General features: G+C 70.4%; 14 protein-coding genes, 1 pseudogene and 1 riboswitch. Of the genes and pseudogenes, 6 read left to right on the top strand and 9 right to left on the bottom strand.

Annotated elements, in window-relative coordinates; genetic code table 11:
• Window positions 1-72: 72 nt before the first annotated feature.
• Both ACR9ZG_RS01290 and ACR9ZG_RS01285 read right to left on the bottom strand, forming a co-directional pair.
• Window positions 73-801 (bottom strand): MIP/aquaporin family protein, encoded by a 729-nt coding sequence (locus ACR9ZG_RS01290; RefSeq protein ID WP_481283010.1) that lies wholly within the window; start codon window positions 799-801, stop codon window positions 73-75.
• A gap of 179 nt (window positions 802-980) precedes the next feature.
• Window positions 981-2,720, bottom strand: a complete 1,740-nt coding sequence (locus ACR9ZG_RS01285) for a glycerol-3-phosphate dehydrogenase/oxidase (RefSeq protein WP_481283006.1) — start codon at window positions 2,718-2,720, stop codon at window positions 981-983.
• 130 nt (window positions 2,721-2,850) lie between these two features.
• On the opposite strand from ACR9ZG_RS01285, the pseudogene ACR9ZG_RS01280 reads away from it, so the two are divergent.
• Window positions 2,851-3,816 (top strand): annotated as a pseudogene (locus ACR9ZG_RS01280) (sugar-binding transcriptional regulator); the annotation flags it as partial.
• Between the two features lie 217 nt (window positions 3,817-4,033).
• Here ACR9ZG_RS01280 and ACR9ZG_RS01275 read toward each other — a convergent pair.
• Complete coding sequence (locus ACR9ZG_RS01275; RefSeq protein ID WP_481283005.1) at window positions 4,034-5,758, bottom strand: DUF7507 domain-containing protein; 1,725 nt, start codon at window positions 5,756-5,758, stop codon at window positions 4,034-4,036.
• Window positions 5,759-5,891: 133 nt separating this feature from the next.
• Window positions 5,892-6,047: riboswitch (FMN riboswitch) on the top strand.
• Between the two features lie 103 nt (window positions 6,048-6,150).
• Here ACR9ZG_RS01275 and ribD point away from each other — a divergent pair.
• Genes ribD through ribH form a run of 4 tightly spaced genes read left to right on the top strand, consistent with a single transcriptional unit; the run spans window position 6,151 to window position 9,573 of the window.
• Complete coding sequence (gene ribD / locus ACR9ZG_RS01270; RefSeq protein ID WP_481283004.1) at window positions 6,151-7,170, top strand: bifunctional diaminohydroxyphosphoribosylaminopyrimidine deaminase/5-amino-6-(5-phosphoribosylamino)uracil reductase RibD; 1,020 nt, start codon at window positions 6,151-6,153, stop codon at window positions 7,168-7,170.
• Window positions 7,171-7,172: 2 nt separating this feature from the next.
• Window positions 7,173-7,802: a riboflavin synthase gene (locus tag ACR9ZG_RS01265; protein WP_481283003.1), complete on the top strand. Its 630-nt coding sequence runs from the start codon at window positions 7,173-7,175 to the stop codon at window positions 7,800-7,802.
• Window positions 7,799-9,100, top strand: coding sequence for a GTP cyclohydrolase II (gene ribA, locus ACR9ZG_RS01260; protein ID WP_481283002.1), 1,302 nt, complete (start codon window positions 7,799-7,801; stop codon window positions 9,098-9,100). The genes ACR9ZG_RS01265 and ribA overlap by 4 nt, the downstream gene beginning before the upstream one ends.
• On the top strand, window positions 9,097-9,573 hold the full coding sequence (ribH, locus tag ACR9ZG_RS01255; protein WP_481283001.1) for a 6,7-dimethyl-8-ribityllumazine synthase: 477 nt from the start codon (window positions 9,097-9,099) through the stop codon (window positions 9,571-9,573). The genes ribA and ribH overlap by 4 nt, the downstream gene beginning before the upstream one ends.
• 12 nt (window positions 9,574-9,585) lie before the next feature.
• Here ribH and ACR9ZG_RS01250 read toward each other — a convergent pair whose 3' ends face one another.
• The 3 genes from ACR9ZG_RS01250 to ACR9ZG_RS01240 form a co-directional block, all read right to left on the bottom strand.
• Window positions 9,586-9,957, bottom strand: coding sequence for a VOC family protein (locus ACR9ZG_RS01250; RefSeq protein ID WP_481283009.1), 372 nt, complete (start codon window positions 9,955-9,957; stop codon window positions 9,586-9,588).
• Window positions 9,958-10,004: 47 nt separating this feature from the next.
• Window positions 10,005-10,355 (bottom strand): ArsR/SmtB family transcription factor, encoded by a 351-nt coding sequence (locus tag ACR9ZG_RS01245; RefSeq protein WP_481283000.1) that lies wholly within the window; start codon window positions 10,353-10,355, stop codon window positions 10,005-10,007.
• Window positions 10,356-10,428: 73 nt separating this feature from the next.
• Window positions 10,429-10,857 carry a DUF2269 family protein gene (locus ACR9ZG_RS01240; RefSeq protein ID WP_481282999.1) on the bottom strand — a complete coding sequence of 143 codons (429 nt, stop codon included), beginning with the start codon at window positions 10,855-10,857 and terminating at the stop codon, window positions 10,429-10,431.
• Between the two features lie 146 nt (window positions 10,858-11,003).
• Here ACR9ZG_RS01240 and ACR9ZG_RS01235 point away from each other — a divergent pair, with 146 nt between their 5' ends.
• Window positions 11,004-12,395 carry an MFS transporter gene (locus ACR9ZG_RS01235; protein WP_481282998.1) on the top strand — a complete coding sequence of 464 codons (1,392 nt, stop codon included), beginning with the start codon at window positions 11,004-11,006 and terminating at the stop codon, window positions 12,393-12,395.
• Between the two features lie 83 nt (window positions 12,396-12,478).
• Here ACR9ZG_RS01235 and ACR9ZG_RS01230 read toward each other — a convergent pair whose 3' ends face one another.
• From ACR9ZG_RS01230 to ACR9ZG_RS01220, 3 genes are all read right to left on the bottom strand, one after another.
• Entirely contained in the window at window positions 12,479-13,309 is an 831-nt protein-coding gene (locus ACR9ZG_RS01230) for an ABC transporter permease (protein WP_481282997.1), read from the bottom strand.
• A 66-nt stretch (window positions 13,310-13,375) separates the two neighbouring features.
• Window positions 13,376-14,251, bottom strand: a complete 876-nt coding sequence (locus tag ACR9ZG_RS01225) for an ABC transporter permease (protein WP_481282996.1) — start codon at window positions 14,249-14,251, stop codon at window positions 13,376-13,378.
• Window positions 14,248-15,174 (bottom strand): ABC transporter ATP-binding protein, encoded by a 927-nt coding sequence (locus tag ACR9ZG_RS01220; RefSeq protein WP_481282995.1) that lies wholly within the window; start codon window positions 15,172-15,174, stop codon window positions 14,248-14,250. The genes ACR9ZG_RS01225 and ACR9ZG_RS01220 overlap by 4 nt, the downstream gene beginning before the upstream one ends.
• Between the last annotated feature and the right edge of the window lie 49 nt (window positions 15,175-15,223).

Here is a 15,223-nt window from a genome sequence, read left to right as displayed (position 1 = left end):
GTTCTGGTGTGGGGCTGAGAAGGGGCCGGCCCGAGGTCTCCGGCCGGCCCCGGATGGTGCGTGAGGCTGGTGCTACTTGATGATCGGGAGCAGCAGCAGCGCGAGCCAGCCGGCGATCAGGCCGCCGATGATCGGTCCGACCACGGGGACCCAGGAGTACGACCAGTCGCTCGTCCCCTTGCCCTTGATCGGGAGGATGGCGTGCGCGATGCGCGGACCGAGGTCACGGGCCGGGTTGATGGCGTACCCGGTCGGGCCACCGAGGCTCGCACCGATGCCGACCACGAGGAGGGCGACGGGCAGCGCTCCGAGGGCGGCCAGGCCGGCCGCCTGACCGGGCTGGTGGCCGAAGGCGATCACGACGAACACCAGCACGAAGGTGCCGACGATCTCGGTGACCAGGTTCCAGCCGTAGCTGCGGATGGCCGGGCCGGTCGAGAAGACGCCGAGCTTGTTCGCCGGCTCCGGCTCCTCGTCGAAGTGCTTCTTGTACGCCAGGAACGTGATGATCGCGCCGATGATGGCACCGATCAGCTGAGCCAGGATGTACAGCAGCACCGTGATGAAGTTGACCGGTACCAGGGTGTGCGCCGCAGCGGAGCCGAAGGCCTTCGCCCCGTTCGCCACGAGGCCCAGCGTCACCGCCGGGTTCAGGTGGGCGCCCGAGTTGTACGAGACGATGACGCCGGCGAAGACCGCGAGGCCCCAGCCGAAGTTCACCATCAGGAACCCGCCGTTGAAGCCCTTGTTCTTGATGAGGGCGACGTTCGCCACGACACCGGTACCGAGGAGGACCAGCATGGCCGTGCCGACCAGCTCAGACAGGAAATCTACACCGATATTGTCCACGTTGACCTTCCAGTTGTTCAGTTGACCGCGCACCCTGACGTGCGAAGTGAGCGGACCTCGTCAGGACTGCACCTGAACGCTATTGCCGCCCGGTGCACCCCGGCAAGGACCGGATGATGCACGTTCGTGCATCATCGGACCGCTGCGGCCTCGCTCCCGTCCGCCGGCGCGAGGAACACGCGGTGAGCGTCGGCGAGGTCCGCCTTGAACGCATCTTGCTCCTCCTCGCGCCGGGTTGGCGACCATCCGAGGGCGTTTGCCGTGATTTCGCCGATCTCGCGGACCAGCGCCGGCGTCACCGAGCCGGTGAACGCGAGGCTCGTGCGGCGCAGGAACACGTCGTCCAGGTGGGCCACGTGCTCGGTGCGCACCAGGTAGTCGATCTCGGCGCGCGAGTAGTCGGGCGCCGCCTGCAGCGGGGCGTCCTCGCCGTCCCAGCCGGCGATCGCGTCGATGACGAAGCTCGCCTTGGTGCCGTAGCGGTGCAGCAGCTGGGCGGCGCGCTCGGCGCCGACATCGGCGCCGTAGCGCGCGATCCAGTCGTTCTCGGCCTTCTGAGTGGCGGGGAAGCCGGCGCCGCCGCCGATCGGCAGGCCCAGCGTGGAGACCGTCCGCGACACTCCCAGCGCGGCCAGCGTCTCGTTCGCGAGGTGCTCGCTCAGGGCGCGGAACGTCGTCCACTTGCCGCCGACCAGGCTGAGCACGGTGGTGTCGCCGAGCCCCTCGACGGTGCCGGGGACGATGCGGTAGTCGCGGGAGACGAAGCCGGGCGCGGTGTCGTCGTGGTGCGGCAGCGGGCGCACGCCCGAGAAGGTGTAGACGATCTGCTCCCGCGTGACCGGGATCGTTGGGAAAACGTGCGAGACGAGTTCGATGAAGTAGTCGATCTCGTCCTCGGTGATCACCGCGCGCTCCGACATGTCCGCATCGATGTCGGTCGTGCCGACCATGACCCGGCCCTTCAGCGGGTAGATCAGGACGATGCGGCCGTCGTTGTTCTCGAAGAACATCTCCCGGCCCTTGCAGGCCTCGAGCAGTTCCGGGTTGTCGAGGACGATGTGCGAGCCCTTCGTGCCTCCCATGTAGCGGGTGGTGTCGCCGAGCGCGGCATTCGTCAGGTCGGTCCAGGGGCCGGAGGCGTTGACCACAACGTCGGCGGTGATGACGAACTCGTGGCCGCTCTCGCGGTCGCGGACGACGACGCCGCCGTCGCGGGCGCCCACCGCCTCCACGTAGTTCACGGCACGGGCGTGCGGGCCGGTCGCGAGGCCGTCGGCGAGCACGTCGAGGGCCAGCCGCTCGGGGTCGTGCACGGACGCGTCGAAGTAGGTGGCGGTGTACTTGAGGTCGGGGTTCAGCTTCGGGAGCTCGGCGAGCGCCTTCGTGCGGCCCTTGAACGAGTGCCGAGGGACCGAGCCGCCGTCGCGCGAGAAGGAGTCGTAGATCGTGAGCCCGGTCTTGATGAGGAACGCGCCGCGCTCCTTCGGCTTGCCCTGCTTGTGGGTGAGGAACCGCAGCGGCGCGGCGAGGATGCCGGAGAACGTGGAGAAGATCGGGATGGTCGTCTGCAGCGGCTTGACGTAGTGCGGGGCGATCTTGAGCAGGCCGTTGCGCTCGGTCACGGACTCCTTGACCAGGCGGAACTCGCCGTTCTCGAGGTAGCGGATGCCGCCGTGGATCATGTGGCTCGACGCGGCGGAGGCGCCGGAGACGAAGTCGTTGCGCTCGACGAGCACGACGTCGACGCCCTGCAGGGCCAGGTCGCGGAAGGTGCCGAGACCGTTGATGCCGCCGCCGACGATCAGCACCTGCGCGGTCGGGCGGTCGGCGAGGCGCTGGACCTCGCTGCGGATGGTCGAATTCGTGGCCACGTCGGACTCCTGAATCTCGAAGAATGTGGTGGGACGGCTATAGTCTTGGTCGCGCCACAACTCTGATCAAGGTCGCTGCACATACGTGCACCGCCTCCCCCGAGCGAGAAGACTCCCGATGGCTCAACCAATGGCTCAACCCGAGACCGAGAACCTGCCGGACAAGGTCCGCGACGCCCTGAAGGCCGGGCACCTCTACTACATGCAGGACCTCACCATGGAGGCGATCGCGCATGAGATGCACACCTCGCGCTCCAGCGTCTCCCGGCTGCTGAGCTTCGCGCGGGCGTCGGGGCTGGTGACGATCCAGATCGCCCAGCCGCACGAAGGTGCGACGCGCATCCAGCAGGCGATCCACAGTCGGCACGGGGTCGCCGCGCACATCGTCCCGATGCCCAGCGCGATCAGCGACGTCGACCGGTTGGAGCGCGTCGCGATCTCGGCTGCACGGATTCTCGACCGCTTCATCGACTCCAACATGACGGTCGGGATCGCCTGGGGCTCGACGATGAGCGCGCTCAGCCGCCACCTCATTCCCAAGGAGCTGCACAACGTGGAGTTCGTGCAGCTCAACGGGGCGGGCAACACGTACACGACGGGTGTGCTGTACGCGTCGGAGATCCTGCGGCGGTTCGGTGACACCTACTCGGGAACGATCCAGGAGTTCCCGGTGCCCGCGCTCTTCGACGACCCGCAGACCAAGGTCGCGATGTGGCGCGAGCGCAGCACGCGGCGCATCCTCGACATCCAGGAGCGGATGGACGTGGCGCTGTTCGGCCTCGGCTCCCCCTTCTCGGAGGTGCGTTCGCACGTGTACGCGGGTGGCTATCTCGACGCCGCGGACTACGCCTCGCTCGACGCCGCCGGAGTCGTCGGCGACGTCGCGACGGTGTTCTTCCGCGAGGATGGCACGCACGACGGCATCCCGCTGAACGAGCGGGCCAGCGGCCCCGACATCGACCTGATCAAGCGCGTGCCCCGCCGCGTCTGCATCGTGTCCGGTCCGTCGAAGGTGCACAGCCTGCGCGGCGCGCTGGCGGCGAACCTCATCACCGATCTCATCGTGGATGAGGGGACGGCACGGGCGCTCGTCGCGCTCGATGAGGCGCACGAGGCCGAAGCGGCCGGCGCCGGTGCCGGTGCCGGCGCTGGCGACAGCGACAGCGACGGGGTGGGCGCAGGCGACGGCGTGGGCGACGGGGCGGCGCCGGAGATCGCCCAGGACCATCCGGCACCGGCCGCCGTCGCATCGGCGCGCTGACCGTCTTCATGTCGGCGCGCCGACCGTCGTCGGCGGGAGCGCCGCGCGAGCGCTACCCCCGCGCCGCCCGGCGACGAAGGATCAGCACCGCGGCGCCGACGGCCAGCAGCAGCGCGGCCGCCACGCCGCCGAAGGTGGCGTCGAGACCGGTGGAGGCGAGGACGTTCGCGGATGAGCGCGAGCCCGTTGCGACCGTCGACGCCGCGGGCGTGGGCGACGCGCTCGCGGAGGGCGCCTCTCCCCCGGGCACCTGCTGACCACCGGCCGGGGGCTGGGGCGTGCCCTCACCCGGCGCCGGAGCGAGCGGCGGACCGGTGATCCCGGGATTCGGGTCGAGGATGAGCGCCGACGTCGCCACGGCGGCCGTCGCCTCCTGCGTGCTCACGCCCGCCGGGTACAGCGTGTCGTAGGGATGCCCCGCATCGTCGGACGGCATGCCGCGCACGACGGCGTGGTTGACGGTGTCCTGGGTGGTGTCGACGATCCCGGTCGTCGTGCAGTCGAGCGACTTCTTCTGACCGGGCGCGAGCGTGCCGAAGGCCAGCCCCTCGCACTCCTTGCTCGGGCCCGCCACGCCTCCGGTCAGGTTCTCCTGCGTCGGGACGACGTCGGTCAGGGTGGTGTTACCGGTGTTCGTCACCGTGAGCCGCCACTGCGCATCCCCACCGAGCGGGACCACCACGCGGTTGGTCCACTGCGCGTCGTCGCCGACATCGCACCCGGTTCCGGTGACGCACACCTGCTTGACGAGCGCGATGGCGGGCGCGAGCGTCCGGACCGACGCCGACGCGATGTTCGACTGCACGCCGTCGGTGAAGCGGGCGGCGAGCCGTCCGCCGCTCGGGTCGGCGAAGCTGCTCGTGAGCTTCGCCGAGTTGACGACATCGCCCGCGCCCTTCACCGCGGTGCTCGTGCAGGTGATCGCCGCGGAGCCGCCGGGAGCGAGCGACGCCACGACGGAAGCCCCGGCGCAGTCGCCGCCCGACGCGGTCCCGCCCGCCAGGACGTCGTCGGAGACCCGCACGTCGGCGAGCGCGACCGAGCCCGTGTTGGTGGCCGTCAGGCGCCACTGCACGTCCGTGCCGGCGGCGACCGTCGCGGCGGGACCCCACTGCGCATCGTCCGCGGCGTCGCAGCCGGTGCCCGTGAGGCAGACCTCCTTGGTGAGCCGGAGGTGCGGGTCGACGACGTGGAGGATGACGGTGAATCCGCCGCCCACCCAGTCGAGACCGTTCGGCGTCTCGACCTGGTTGACGGTGCCGTAGCTGAGCTTCGCCCCGTCGTCACCGGCACGGAGCGTCCGCTCGATCCGGCTGGTGGTGGGGATGACGTCGCGCCCGTCCTGCAGCACGTTGCCGGCTCCGAGCTCCTGGGCCGCGCCGCCCTGCCCGGGGACGAGCGACCAGTGCAGCTCGCTCCCGACGAATCCGAACTCGGCCTCGTCCGTCGGAGCGTACGGCACCTGGCACCCCTTGGCCCTGCCGACGAACTCCATCGTGTCGCCCGGTAGGGCGTACACATCGCGGCCGGTGTCGGCCGAGAAGATGCGGGCCGTCCCGTTCGGCGTCGCGCCGCAGACGTAGAACGACAAGTCGTCGTACGGCTTCGGCACTGTCAGCGTCTGCGCGGCCGGCGGCATGTACTCGGCGATGCCGGTGGAGCCGGTCGCGCCTCCGGCCGGGGCGCCGGTGAGGAGCAGCGCCACGGCGGCGACGATGGCGGACATGCCGGCGGCGCCGACTCGAACGACGGATCTGGAGCGGATGGTGCGTTGCATCCCGCCACCCTACTGATACATGTAATATTTCTGCAACCCATATGGGTGACAACGTTCCCATCCCGCCCGCCGTCATGAATCGACGGGAATAGGACCGGCGCCGACGCGTTGTCCTACACTCGACAACAGAAGTAACGTGCTCCGGGGTCGGTGAGAGTCCGAACCGGCGGTCATAGTCCGCGAGCGGACGGCGCGCCAGCGCCCCCGCTGAGCCGGTGGAATTCCGGCACCGACGGTAATGCGCACGGCGAGAGCCGATGCGATCAGTCCGGATGGGAGGATGCACGTGGCAGCGGCCGTCGTCGGCCGCCGCCTCCACGACCCCCGGTGCACGTCCGCCCGCTACGAACAGCGAGAGACAGAGGACGCACCGGATGACGTGGGAAAGCCACATGCGCACCGCGCTCGAGCTCGCGGCCAACGGCCCGGCGACCGGCGCCAACCCGCGCGTCGGCTGCGTGATCGTCTCCGCCGACGGCCATGTGCTCGCCGAGGGCTGGCATCGCGGCGTCGGCACCGCGCACGCCGAGGTGGACGCGCTCAGCCGGCTCCCCGAGGGCGGCGCCCGCGGTGCCACCGCGGTCGTGACGCTGGAGCCCTGCAACCACTGGGGCCACACGGGCCCGTGCTCGGAGGCGCTGATCGCCGCGGGCGTCGGCCGCGTCGTGTACGCGGTCGCCGATCCCGGCCGGCACTCCAGCGGCGGGGCGGAGCGCCTCCGCGAGGCGGGCGTCGAGGTCGTGGCCGGCGTGCTCGCGGACGAGGTCGAGCGCTTCCTCGACGACTGGCTGACGGCGGCGCGGCTCGGCCGCCCGCACATCACGGTGAAGTGGGCCGCCAGCCTCGACGGACGGACCGCCGCCGCCGACGGCACGAGCCGCTGGATCACCGGCGCCGCCGCGCGCCAGCGCGTGCACGAGCAGCGGGAGGCCTCCGATGCGATCGTGGTGGGCACCGGCACGGTGCTCACCGACGACCCGAGCCTCACGGCCCGCGGCGATGCCGGGGAGCTGATGGGCACGCAGCCGACGCCGGTCGTCGTCGGGACGCGCGCCGTCCCCAACGACGCCGCCGTGTTCCGTCACCCCAACCCGGTGATCTTCGAGGGCACGCACGACCTGCACCAGGTCGTCGCCGACCTCCACCAGCGCGGCTTCCGCCGCGTCTACGTCGAGGGAGGCCCGACGCTCGCGACCGCGTTCGTCGCCGCCGGCCTCGTCGACGAGTACGCCATCTATGTCGCGCCGACGCTGCTCGGCGGACCGCAGCACGCGATCGGCGACATCGGCGTCACGACCATCGGGGAGCAGCGGAGGCTGCGCATCCTCGACATCGAGCGACTGGGCCAGGACCTCTACATCCGGGCCGTCCCCGCAGCAGAAACCGGCCAGGCGCCGGCGAAGGAGAGCTGAGCATGTTCACCGGAATCATCGAAGAGCTGGGCGAGATCACCGCCGTCGAGCGCACGGCCGACGCCGCCCGCGTCACCGTGCGCGGGCCACTGGCGGTGAGCGACGCGCGGCACGGCGACTCCATCTCGGTCAGCGGCGTCTGCCTGACCGTCATCGAGAAGGACGCCGAGCACTTCACCGCGGACGTGATGGCCGAGACCCTGGCGATGAGCACGCTCGACGACGTCGCACCCGGGCGCCGCGTCAACCTCGAGCGCGCAGCCCAGGTCGGCGACCGCCTCGGCGGACACATCGTGCAGGGCCACATCGACGGCACAGCGACCGTGCTCTCGGTCGAGGACGGCAGCGCCTGGCGGGTCGTCCGGCTGAGCCTCGACCCGCAGCACGCCCCGCTGGTGGCGCGCAAGGGCTCGATCGCGATCGACGGCGTCTCCCTCACCGTGAGCGAGGTCGGCGGCGGCCGCGACGACGGCTGGTTCGAGGTCTCGCTCATCCCAGAGACCCTCGCCGCCACCACCCTCGGCGACCGCGTGCCCGGCGATCGCGTCAACATCGAGACCGACATCCTGGCGCGGCACGTGGAGCGCATGCTCGCGCTCGAGCCGCAGCTGACAGAACGGAGTGCGTCATGAGCCTGGCCACCATCCCCGAGGCCCTCGCCGAGCTGCGCGCCGGCCGCCCGGTGATCGTCGTCGACAACGAGAGCCGCGAGAACGAGGGCGACGTGATCCTCGCCGCCGAGCTCGCCAGCCAGGAGTGGATCGCCTGGACGGTGAAGAACTCCTCCGGCTTCATCTGCGCGCCGATGACCAACGAGATCGCCGACCGCCTCGAGCTGCCGGTCATGGTCGTCAACAACGAGGACGCCCGCGGCACGAACTACACCATCAGCGTCGACGCGGCCGACCGGCTCTCCACCGGCATCAGCGCCGCCGACCGCGCCCACACGCTGCGCGTGCTGGCGAACCTGGAGTCGACGCCCGCCAGCCTGCACCGGCCCGGCCACATCCTCCCCCTGCGCGCGGTCGACGGCGGGGTGCGCGAGCGCGACGGGCACACGGAGGCGGCTGTCGACCTCCTGAAGCTCGCCGGCATGACCCCGGTCGGCGCCATCGCCGAGATCGTGGCCGACGACGGCGAGATGATGCGCCTCCCCGGCCTCATCGAGCTCGGTGACAGGGAGGGCGTGCTCGTCATCACCATCGAGGCCCTGATCGCGTACCTGCAGGAGTTCCACTGCGACCAGCAGCTGGAGACGGTGGCGCCGATCCCCGAGACCTCGCGCGTGATCTTCGAGGTCGAGACGACGGTCCCGACCGGGCACGGCGCCTTCCGGATGCGCGCCTACCGCGACCGCATGACGGGCGCCGACCACGTCGCGATCGTCTCCGGCACGCCGGGGGCGACGGGCAGCCTGGTCCGCGTCCACTCCGAGTGCCTGACCGGCGAGGCGTTCGGGTCGCTGAAGTGCGAGTGCGGGCCGCAGCTCGACGCCGCGCTCGACACCATCCAGCGGGAGGGCGGCGTCGTCGTCTACCTGCGCGGGCACGAGGGCCGCGGCATCGGCCTCATCAACAAGCTGCGCGCCTACAAGCTGCAGGAGGACGGCCTCGACACCCTCGACGCCAACCTCGCCCTCGGCCTCCCGATCGACGCCCGCGACTACGGCGCGGCGACGGCGATCCTGCAGGATCTCGGCATCGAGTCCGTGCGGCTGCTGACCAACAACCCGGAGAAGGTGCGCCAACTCGAGGAGCACGGCGTCGAGGTCGAGGAGCGCGTGCCGCTCGTCGTCGGCGTCGGCAGCTTCAACGAGGGCTACCTCGAGACCAAGCGCGACCGGATGGGCCACGCCATCGGCGCCATCGACCAGACCACCGACACCACCCACACAGCGGACGCGATCGCCGCGGAGAGGACGACACGATGAGCGGAGCGGGAGCACCGGACGCCGCGGAGACGATCGACGGGAGCGGCCTGCGGGTCGTCGTCGTCGCCGGCACCTGGCACGAGGAGATCACGAACGGCCTGATCGCGGGCGCCCGGCGCACGCTCGACGCGGCCGGCGCCTCCTACAGCCTGGTGCGTGTACCGGGCAGCTTCGAGCTGCCGGTCGTCAGCAAGGCGGCGCTGGAGGCGGGGGCCGACGCGGTCGTCGCCCTCGGTGTGATCATCCGCGGCGGCACGCCGCACTTCGAGTACGTGTCGGCGGCCGCGACCGACGGCCTGACCCGGGTCGCGCTCGACACCGGCAAGCCCGTCGGCTTCGGCGTGCTCACCCTGGACGACGAGCAGCAGGGCCTCGACCGCGCCGGCCTCCCCGGCTCCAAGGAGGACAAGGGGCAGGAGGCGGCGCACGCCGCCCTGGCGACCGCGCTCACGCTGCGCGAGCTGCGGGGCTGACGCACCGACCGTTCAGGTGCGCCACGGCATGTGCTGGAGCGTCCATGTGTTTCCGTCGGGATCGCTGAACCAGGCATACAGCACGCCGCCCATGTCCTGAACCGGACCCACCTCGACACCGCCTGCGAGCAGCCGTTCGCGGGCGGTGTCCATGTCGGCGACCACCAGGTGGAGACCGCGCAGCGACCCCGGCGCCATGCCGGTGTCCGCCATTCCCGCCGTCATGGTCACCGAGCAGTACGAACCGGGAGGCGTCAGTTGCACGATGCGGACTCCTTCAGCGGGGGTGACGTCCACATCCACCGTGAAGCCGGCGCGATCCCGGTAGAAGGCGATGCTGCGGTCGATGTCGCCGACCGGGAGCATCACCAGTTCGAGCATCATGGCACCTGCGGGGACCGGGGGCGTGGGGTGAGCAGCCCTGTCGTCGTTCACTGTCGGCCTGCCCCGTCCTCCGCCAGCACGGCATCGAGCTGCCGGTAGCGCGACTCCGCCTCGAGCCGGTAGCGGTCGATCCAGGAGGTGAGGCGTTCGAGGGCAGCGGCGTCGAGGTGGACCGGGCGTCGCTGCGCCTCGCGGGTGCGCCACACCAGGCCGGCCGCCTCCAGCACGCCGATGTGCCGGGAGACCGCCTGGAGCGTGATGTCGAACGGCTCCGCGAGCTCGTTCACCGTGGCCGGCCCCCGGCTCAGGCGCGCGACGATCGCCCGCCGCACCGGGTCGGCCAGCGCCGCGAACGCGCCGTCGAGCGTCTCGTCCTCCGTCATGCTCAACCCATCCATTAATCAACAATTGTGTTGAATAGCACGATACGAGGCCGCTCGCGCCGCGTCAAGCGCCCGAGCGCCCGAGCCGCTACGGCTTCCAGACCATGAGCACCACGACCACCACCAGCAGCAGCGACGCGACGCCCGACCCCGCGGCGATCGCCGGGTAGCGCGACGCCGTCCCCTCGCGCAGCGCCTCGGCCGCACGGCGCATCGTCGGCACGACCAGGAACAGCGTCAGCCCCAATGCGACCACGTACAGGATGAGCGACCAGAGGATCCACGGAGTCGTGATGCTGAGGTGGTACTTCTCGTCGGCGAGGCTCATCGCACCGAAGCCGAACACGATGACGAGGAGGGACAGCAGCGAGAGCAGGTTGGTGGACTTCGCCAGCACCCCGACCTGGTCGGCGTTGCCCGCCCTGACCGCGCGCATCGCCGTCATGGGCAGGATCGCCATCGGCCCGACGATGAAGACCGCCGCGACCACGTGCAGGACCGAGAAGAGAGTATCCATGCGGTCAGCCTAGCCAGCCGGAGTCGCTTAGGCTGGAGGGTGCGCCACAAGCGCCTTCCACTTCTCGCCGCCCCGCGCCCGCACGCCCGACCGACGCCGGCGCCGCGCGGCGACGTCCCCATCCGCTCACCGGAAGTCCCACACGCATGTCTACGACGGCCTCCGTCACTCCTGCTCCCGCCAACACGCGCGGGCGCGTCATCCTCGCCAGCCTCATCGGCACCTCGATCGAGTTCTACGACTTCTATGTCTACGCGACCGCGGCCGTCCTCGTCTTCCCGTCGCTGTTCTTCACCAACGACGACCCGACCACCGCGCTGCTGGCCTCGTTCGCCGTGTTCGGCGTCGCCTTCATCGCCCGCCCCGTCGGCTCGATCCTGTTCGGCCACTTCGGCGACCGCATCGGCCGCAAGGGCACGCTCGTCGGCTCCCTACTCACCATGGGCATCGCGACCGTGCTGATCGGATGCCTGCCGACCGCGCAGGTGCCCGGCTGGGAGTTCTGGGCCCCGTTCCTCCTCGTCATCATGCGGTTCTGCCAGGGCCTCGGGCTCGGCGGCGAGTGGAGCGGCGCAGCCCTGCTCGCCACCGAGAACGCCCCAGAGGGCAAGCGTGCGATCTACGGCACCTTCCCGCAGCTGGGCGCGCCGATCGGCTTCATCGTGGCGAACCTGCTCTTCCTCGTCCTGAGCCTCACGATCTCGCCGGAAGCCTTCGCGGCCTGGGGCTGGCGCATCCCGTTCCTGCTGAGCGCCGTGCTCGTCATCGTCGGCCTGTACGTGCGGCTCAAGCTGGTGGAGACCCCGGCGTTCCAGAAGGTCGTCGACACCGGCGAGGTCGCGAAGCTCCCGCTCGCGCGCGTCTTCAAGACGAGCTGGTACCAGATCGTGCTCGGCACGTTCATCATGCTGGCGACCTACGTGCTGTTCTACCTGATGACCGCCTTCACCCTCACCTACGGCACGACGGCCGCCACCCCGGCTCAGGCGCAGGCCGCGGCCGAGAAGGCGGGCAAGCCGTTCGACCCGGCCGCATTCATCCCGGGCCTCGGCTACAACCGCAACGACTTCCTGCTGATGCTCATCGTCGGCGTGATCTTCTTCGGCATCTTCACCCTGGTGGCCGGCCCGCTCGCCGAGCGCTTCGGCCGCCGCAAGACGCTGATCTGGGTGACGCTCGGGATCATCGTGTTCGGCCTCCTGTTCGTCCCGCTGTTCGGCGGCGGCTTCGTCGGCACCATGGCGCTGCTCATCATCGGCTTCACGCTGATGGGCCTCACCTTCGGGCCGATGGGCGCGGAGCTGCCCGAGCTGTTCCCGACCAACGTGCGGTACACGGGCTCGGCGATCGCCTACAACCTCTCCAGCGTGCTCGGTGCGGCCGTCGCCCCGACCATCGCGGTGTGGCTGTGGACGCTGGCCGACGGCTCGACCATCTGGGTCGGCGTCTACCTGTCGCTCGCCGGCGTGCTCACGCTGATCGCGCTGCTGCTCTCGAAGGAGACCCGCGACACCAACTTCACCGACAACGTCTCGTAGAACACGTTGCACCGGCGCCGAGGGGCGTCGTTCGGTCGCTATTCCACCGGAATTCCGACCGAACGGCGCCCCTCGTCCGCGTTTCAGTCCAGGAAGAGCGCACGGAGGCGGCGCGTGGTGAGGATGAGCCCCAGCGTGATCATCACGGCGTAGTAGAGCACGTGCCACAGCATCCCGAGGTCGACCGCGCCCGTCGTCAGCCCGCGCACCAGCTCGACGCCGTGCCACAGCGGGAGGGCGCGGATGATCCACTGGATCGGCTCCGGATACACCGTGATCGGGTAGAAGGTCGCCGACAGCAGGAACATCGGCAGCAGGATGAAGTTGATCCAGTCCATCTGCTGGAAGGTCTTCATGTAGCTGGTGACACCCATCCCGAAGCTCGCGAAGCCGAACGCGATCAGCAGCACGGCCGGGAGGGCGAGCAGCGCCCACCACGACAGGTTCAGCCCCAGCGCCTGCATCACCAGCATGAAGCCGATCGCGTAGAGCGCTCCACGGGCGAGCGCCAGCAGGATCTCGCCGAGCGCGACGTCGAGCGGCCCGAGCGAGGTTGCGAGCATCCCCTCGTACAGCTTCGCGAAGTGCATCTTGAAGAAGACGTTCCAGGTGGAGTCGTACACCGCCCCGTTCATCGCCGCCGTCGCCAGCAGGGCGGGCGCGATGAAGGCGGCATAGGGCACCTCCTGGCCGTTCTCGGTCGTGATCGTTCCGACGAGGGCGCCGAAGCCGACGCCGAGCGAGAGCAGGTAGAAGATCGGCTCGAAGAAGCCCGAGGCGATCACCATCCAGTTGGTGCTGCGGGTGGCGAACCAGCCGCGCTGCATCACCGAGCGGGCATTGCCCGCGTAGAGCGCCCGCAGCGGCCGGCCGTGCGAGACGGTCGCGACGAGGCGGTCGTCGGTCGTGGTCACTTGTTCAGCCTCCTCGCCGCGGCCGGCCGTGCGAGACGGTCGCGACGAGGCGGTCGTCGGTCGTGGTCACTTGTTCAGCCTCCTCGCGGCGATGCGCCGGGTCCACAGCCAGAAGACGGCGGACAGGGCGAGCAGGTACACGACGTGCAGCACGGTCAGCCAGGCGGGCTCCGGTGAGCCGTACGACGCGACGCGCGCGAGCTCGGTGGAGTGCCAGAGCGGGGAGAGCCAGCCGATCCACTGCAGGTACGGCGGCATCGTCTCCAGCGGGAAGAACGTGCCGGAGAACAGCGTCATCGGCAGCAGCACGAACCGCATGAGCATGGCGATCTGACCGGTGTCCTGCTCGAGGGTGGCGACGTACGCCATGATCGGCGCGCCGAAGGCGAGGCCGCCGAGCGTCGCCGCGAGCACCCCCAGCCAGCCCCACGGCCCCGGCACCGCGCCGAACAGCAGCATGAACGCGTAGTAGACGACGCACGTGCCGATCAGCCGCGCGAGCACCGAGATGACGATGCCGTCGATGATCTGACCCGGTGCGATCGGCGCCGCGTTGATGCCCGTGAAGGTCGGGTTCCACTTGAACCCGAGCATGATCGGGTAGGTGAACTCCTCGCTCGCCACCGTGACCGCGGCCGTGCAGAGCAGGGCGGGGGCGACGAAGGTCAGGTAGCTGACGCCGTCGACGGCCTGCGGTCCGAGATTGCCGCTGACCAGGCTCCCGAGCCCGACCCCCATCGCGAAGAGATAGACGAGCGGGTTGCCGAACCCGGTGAACAGCAGCGTCTGCAGGTACGACCGCATCACCCGGAAGCGGTGCTCGGCCACGTACCACGCGCCGAACCGGCGGGGCCGCACGGCCGCGGCGAGCGCCGCCCGCGCGTCCTCGCCCGCGGGCGCCGGGGAAGGACCCCGGCCCGGTATCGAGGCGGGCGCGCTCATTCGATCAGGCTCCGTCCGGTGAGCCGCAGGAAGACGTCCTCCAGGCTCGACCGGCGCACCAGGCTGGTGAGCGGGTGGAGGCCGCGGTCGGTGATGCGCGCGAGCTCGGCCTCCCCGTCGTCGCTGTAGACGAGGATGCGGTCGGGCAGCACCTCCACGCGCTCCCCGACGCCGTCGAGCAGCCCGGCGACCTCGGCGTTGCGCTCGGAGCCGAACCGTACCTCCAGCACCTCCCGCGTGGAGTACTCGCGGATGAGGGCGGCGGGCGACCCCTCGGCCATGATGGCGCCCTTGTCGACGACGACGAGCCGATCGCAGAGCTGCTCGGCCTCGTCCATGTAGTGCGTGGTCAGCACGAGCGTCGTGCCCTGCTCCTTGAGCCGGAACAGCCGGTCCCAGAGGATGTGCCTGGCCTGCGGGTCGAGCCCGGTCGTCGGCTCGTCGAGCAGGAGGATGCGCGGGTCGTTGATGAGCGCGCGGGCGATCGTGAGGCGGCGCTTCATGCCGCCCGACAGGTCGTCGACCTTGGCCTTCGCCTTGTCCTCCAGCTGCGCGAAGGCGAGCAGCTCGTCCGCCCTCGCCCGCACCCGGGCGCCGGGGAGGCCGAAGTAGCGACCGTAGACGATGAGGTTCTCGCGCACCCGCAGCTCGGTGTCGAGATTGTCGGCCTGCGGCACGACGCCCAGCTGCGACCGGATCTCGGGGCCGTAGCGGTCGGGGTCGAGGCCCAGGATGCTGAGATCGCCCGCGGTGCGGGTGGAGACGGCCCCGATCATCCGCATCGTCGTCGACTTGCCCGCGCCATTGGGCCCGAGGAGCCCGAAGGACTCCCCCGGCTCCACCTCGAAGCTGATGCCGTCGACGGCCGGGAAGTCCTTGTACTTCTTGACCAGGTCGGTGGCGGCGATGACGGGCGTCGGCATAGTTCAGCAGCGTAGCCTCGACCCCCGACACCTTCCAGGGCGGACGGGC

The sequence above is a fragment of the Leifsonia sp. KNZ12-8B genome (genome assembly GCF_056755495.1).
Note: the sequence above shows the minus strand (reverse complement) of the source record. Positions and strands in the feature narration are given on the sequence as shown.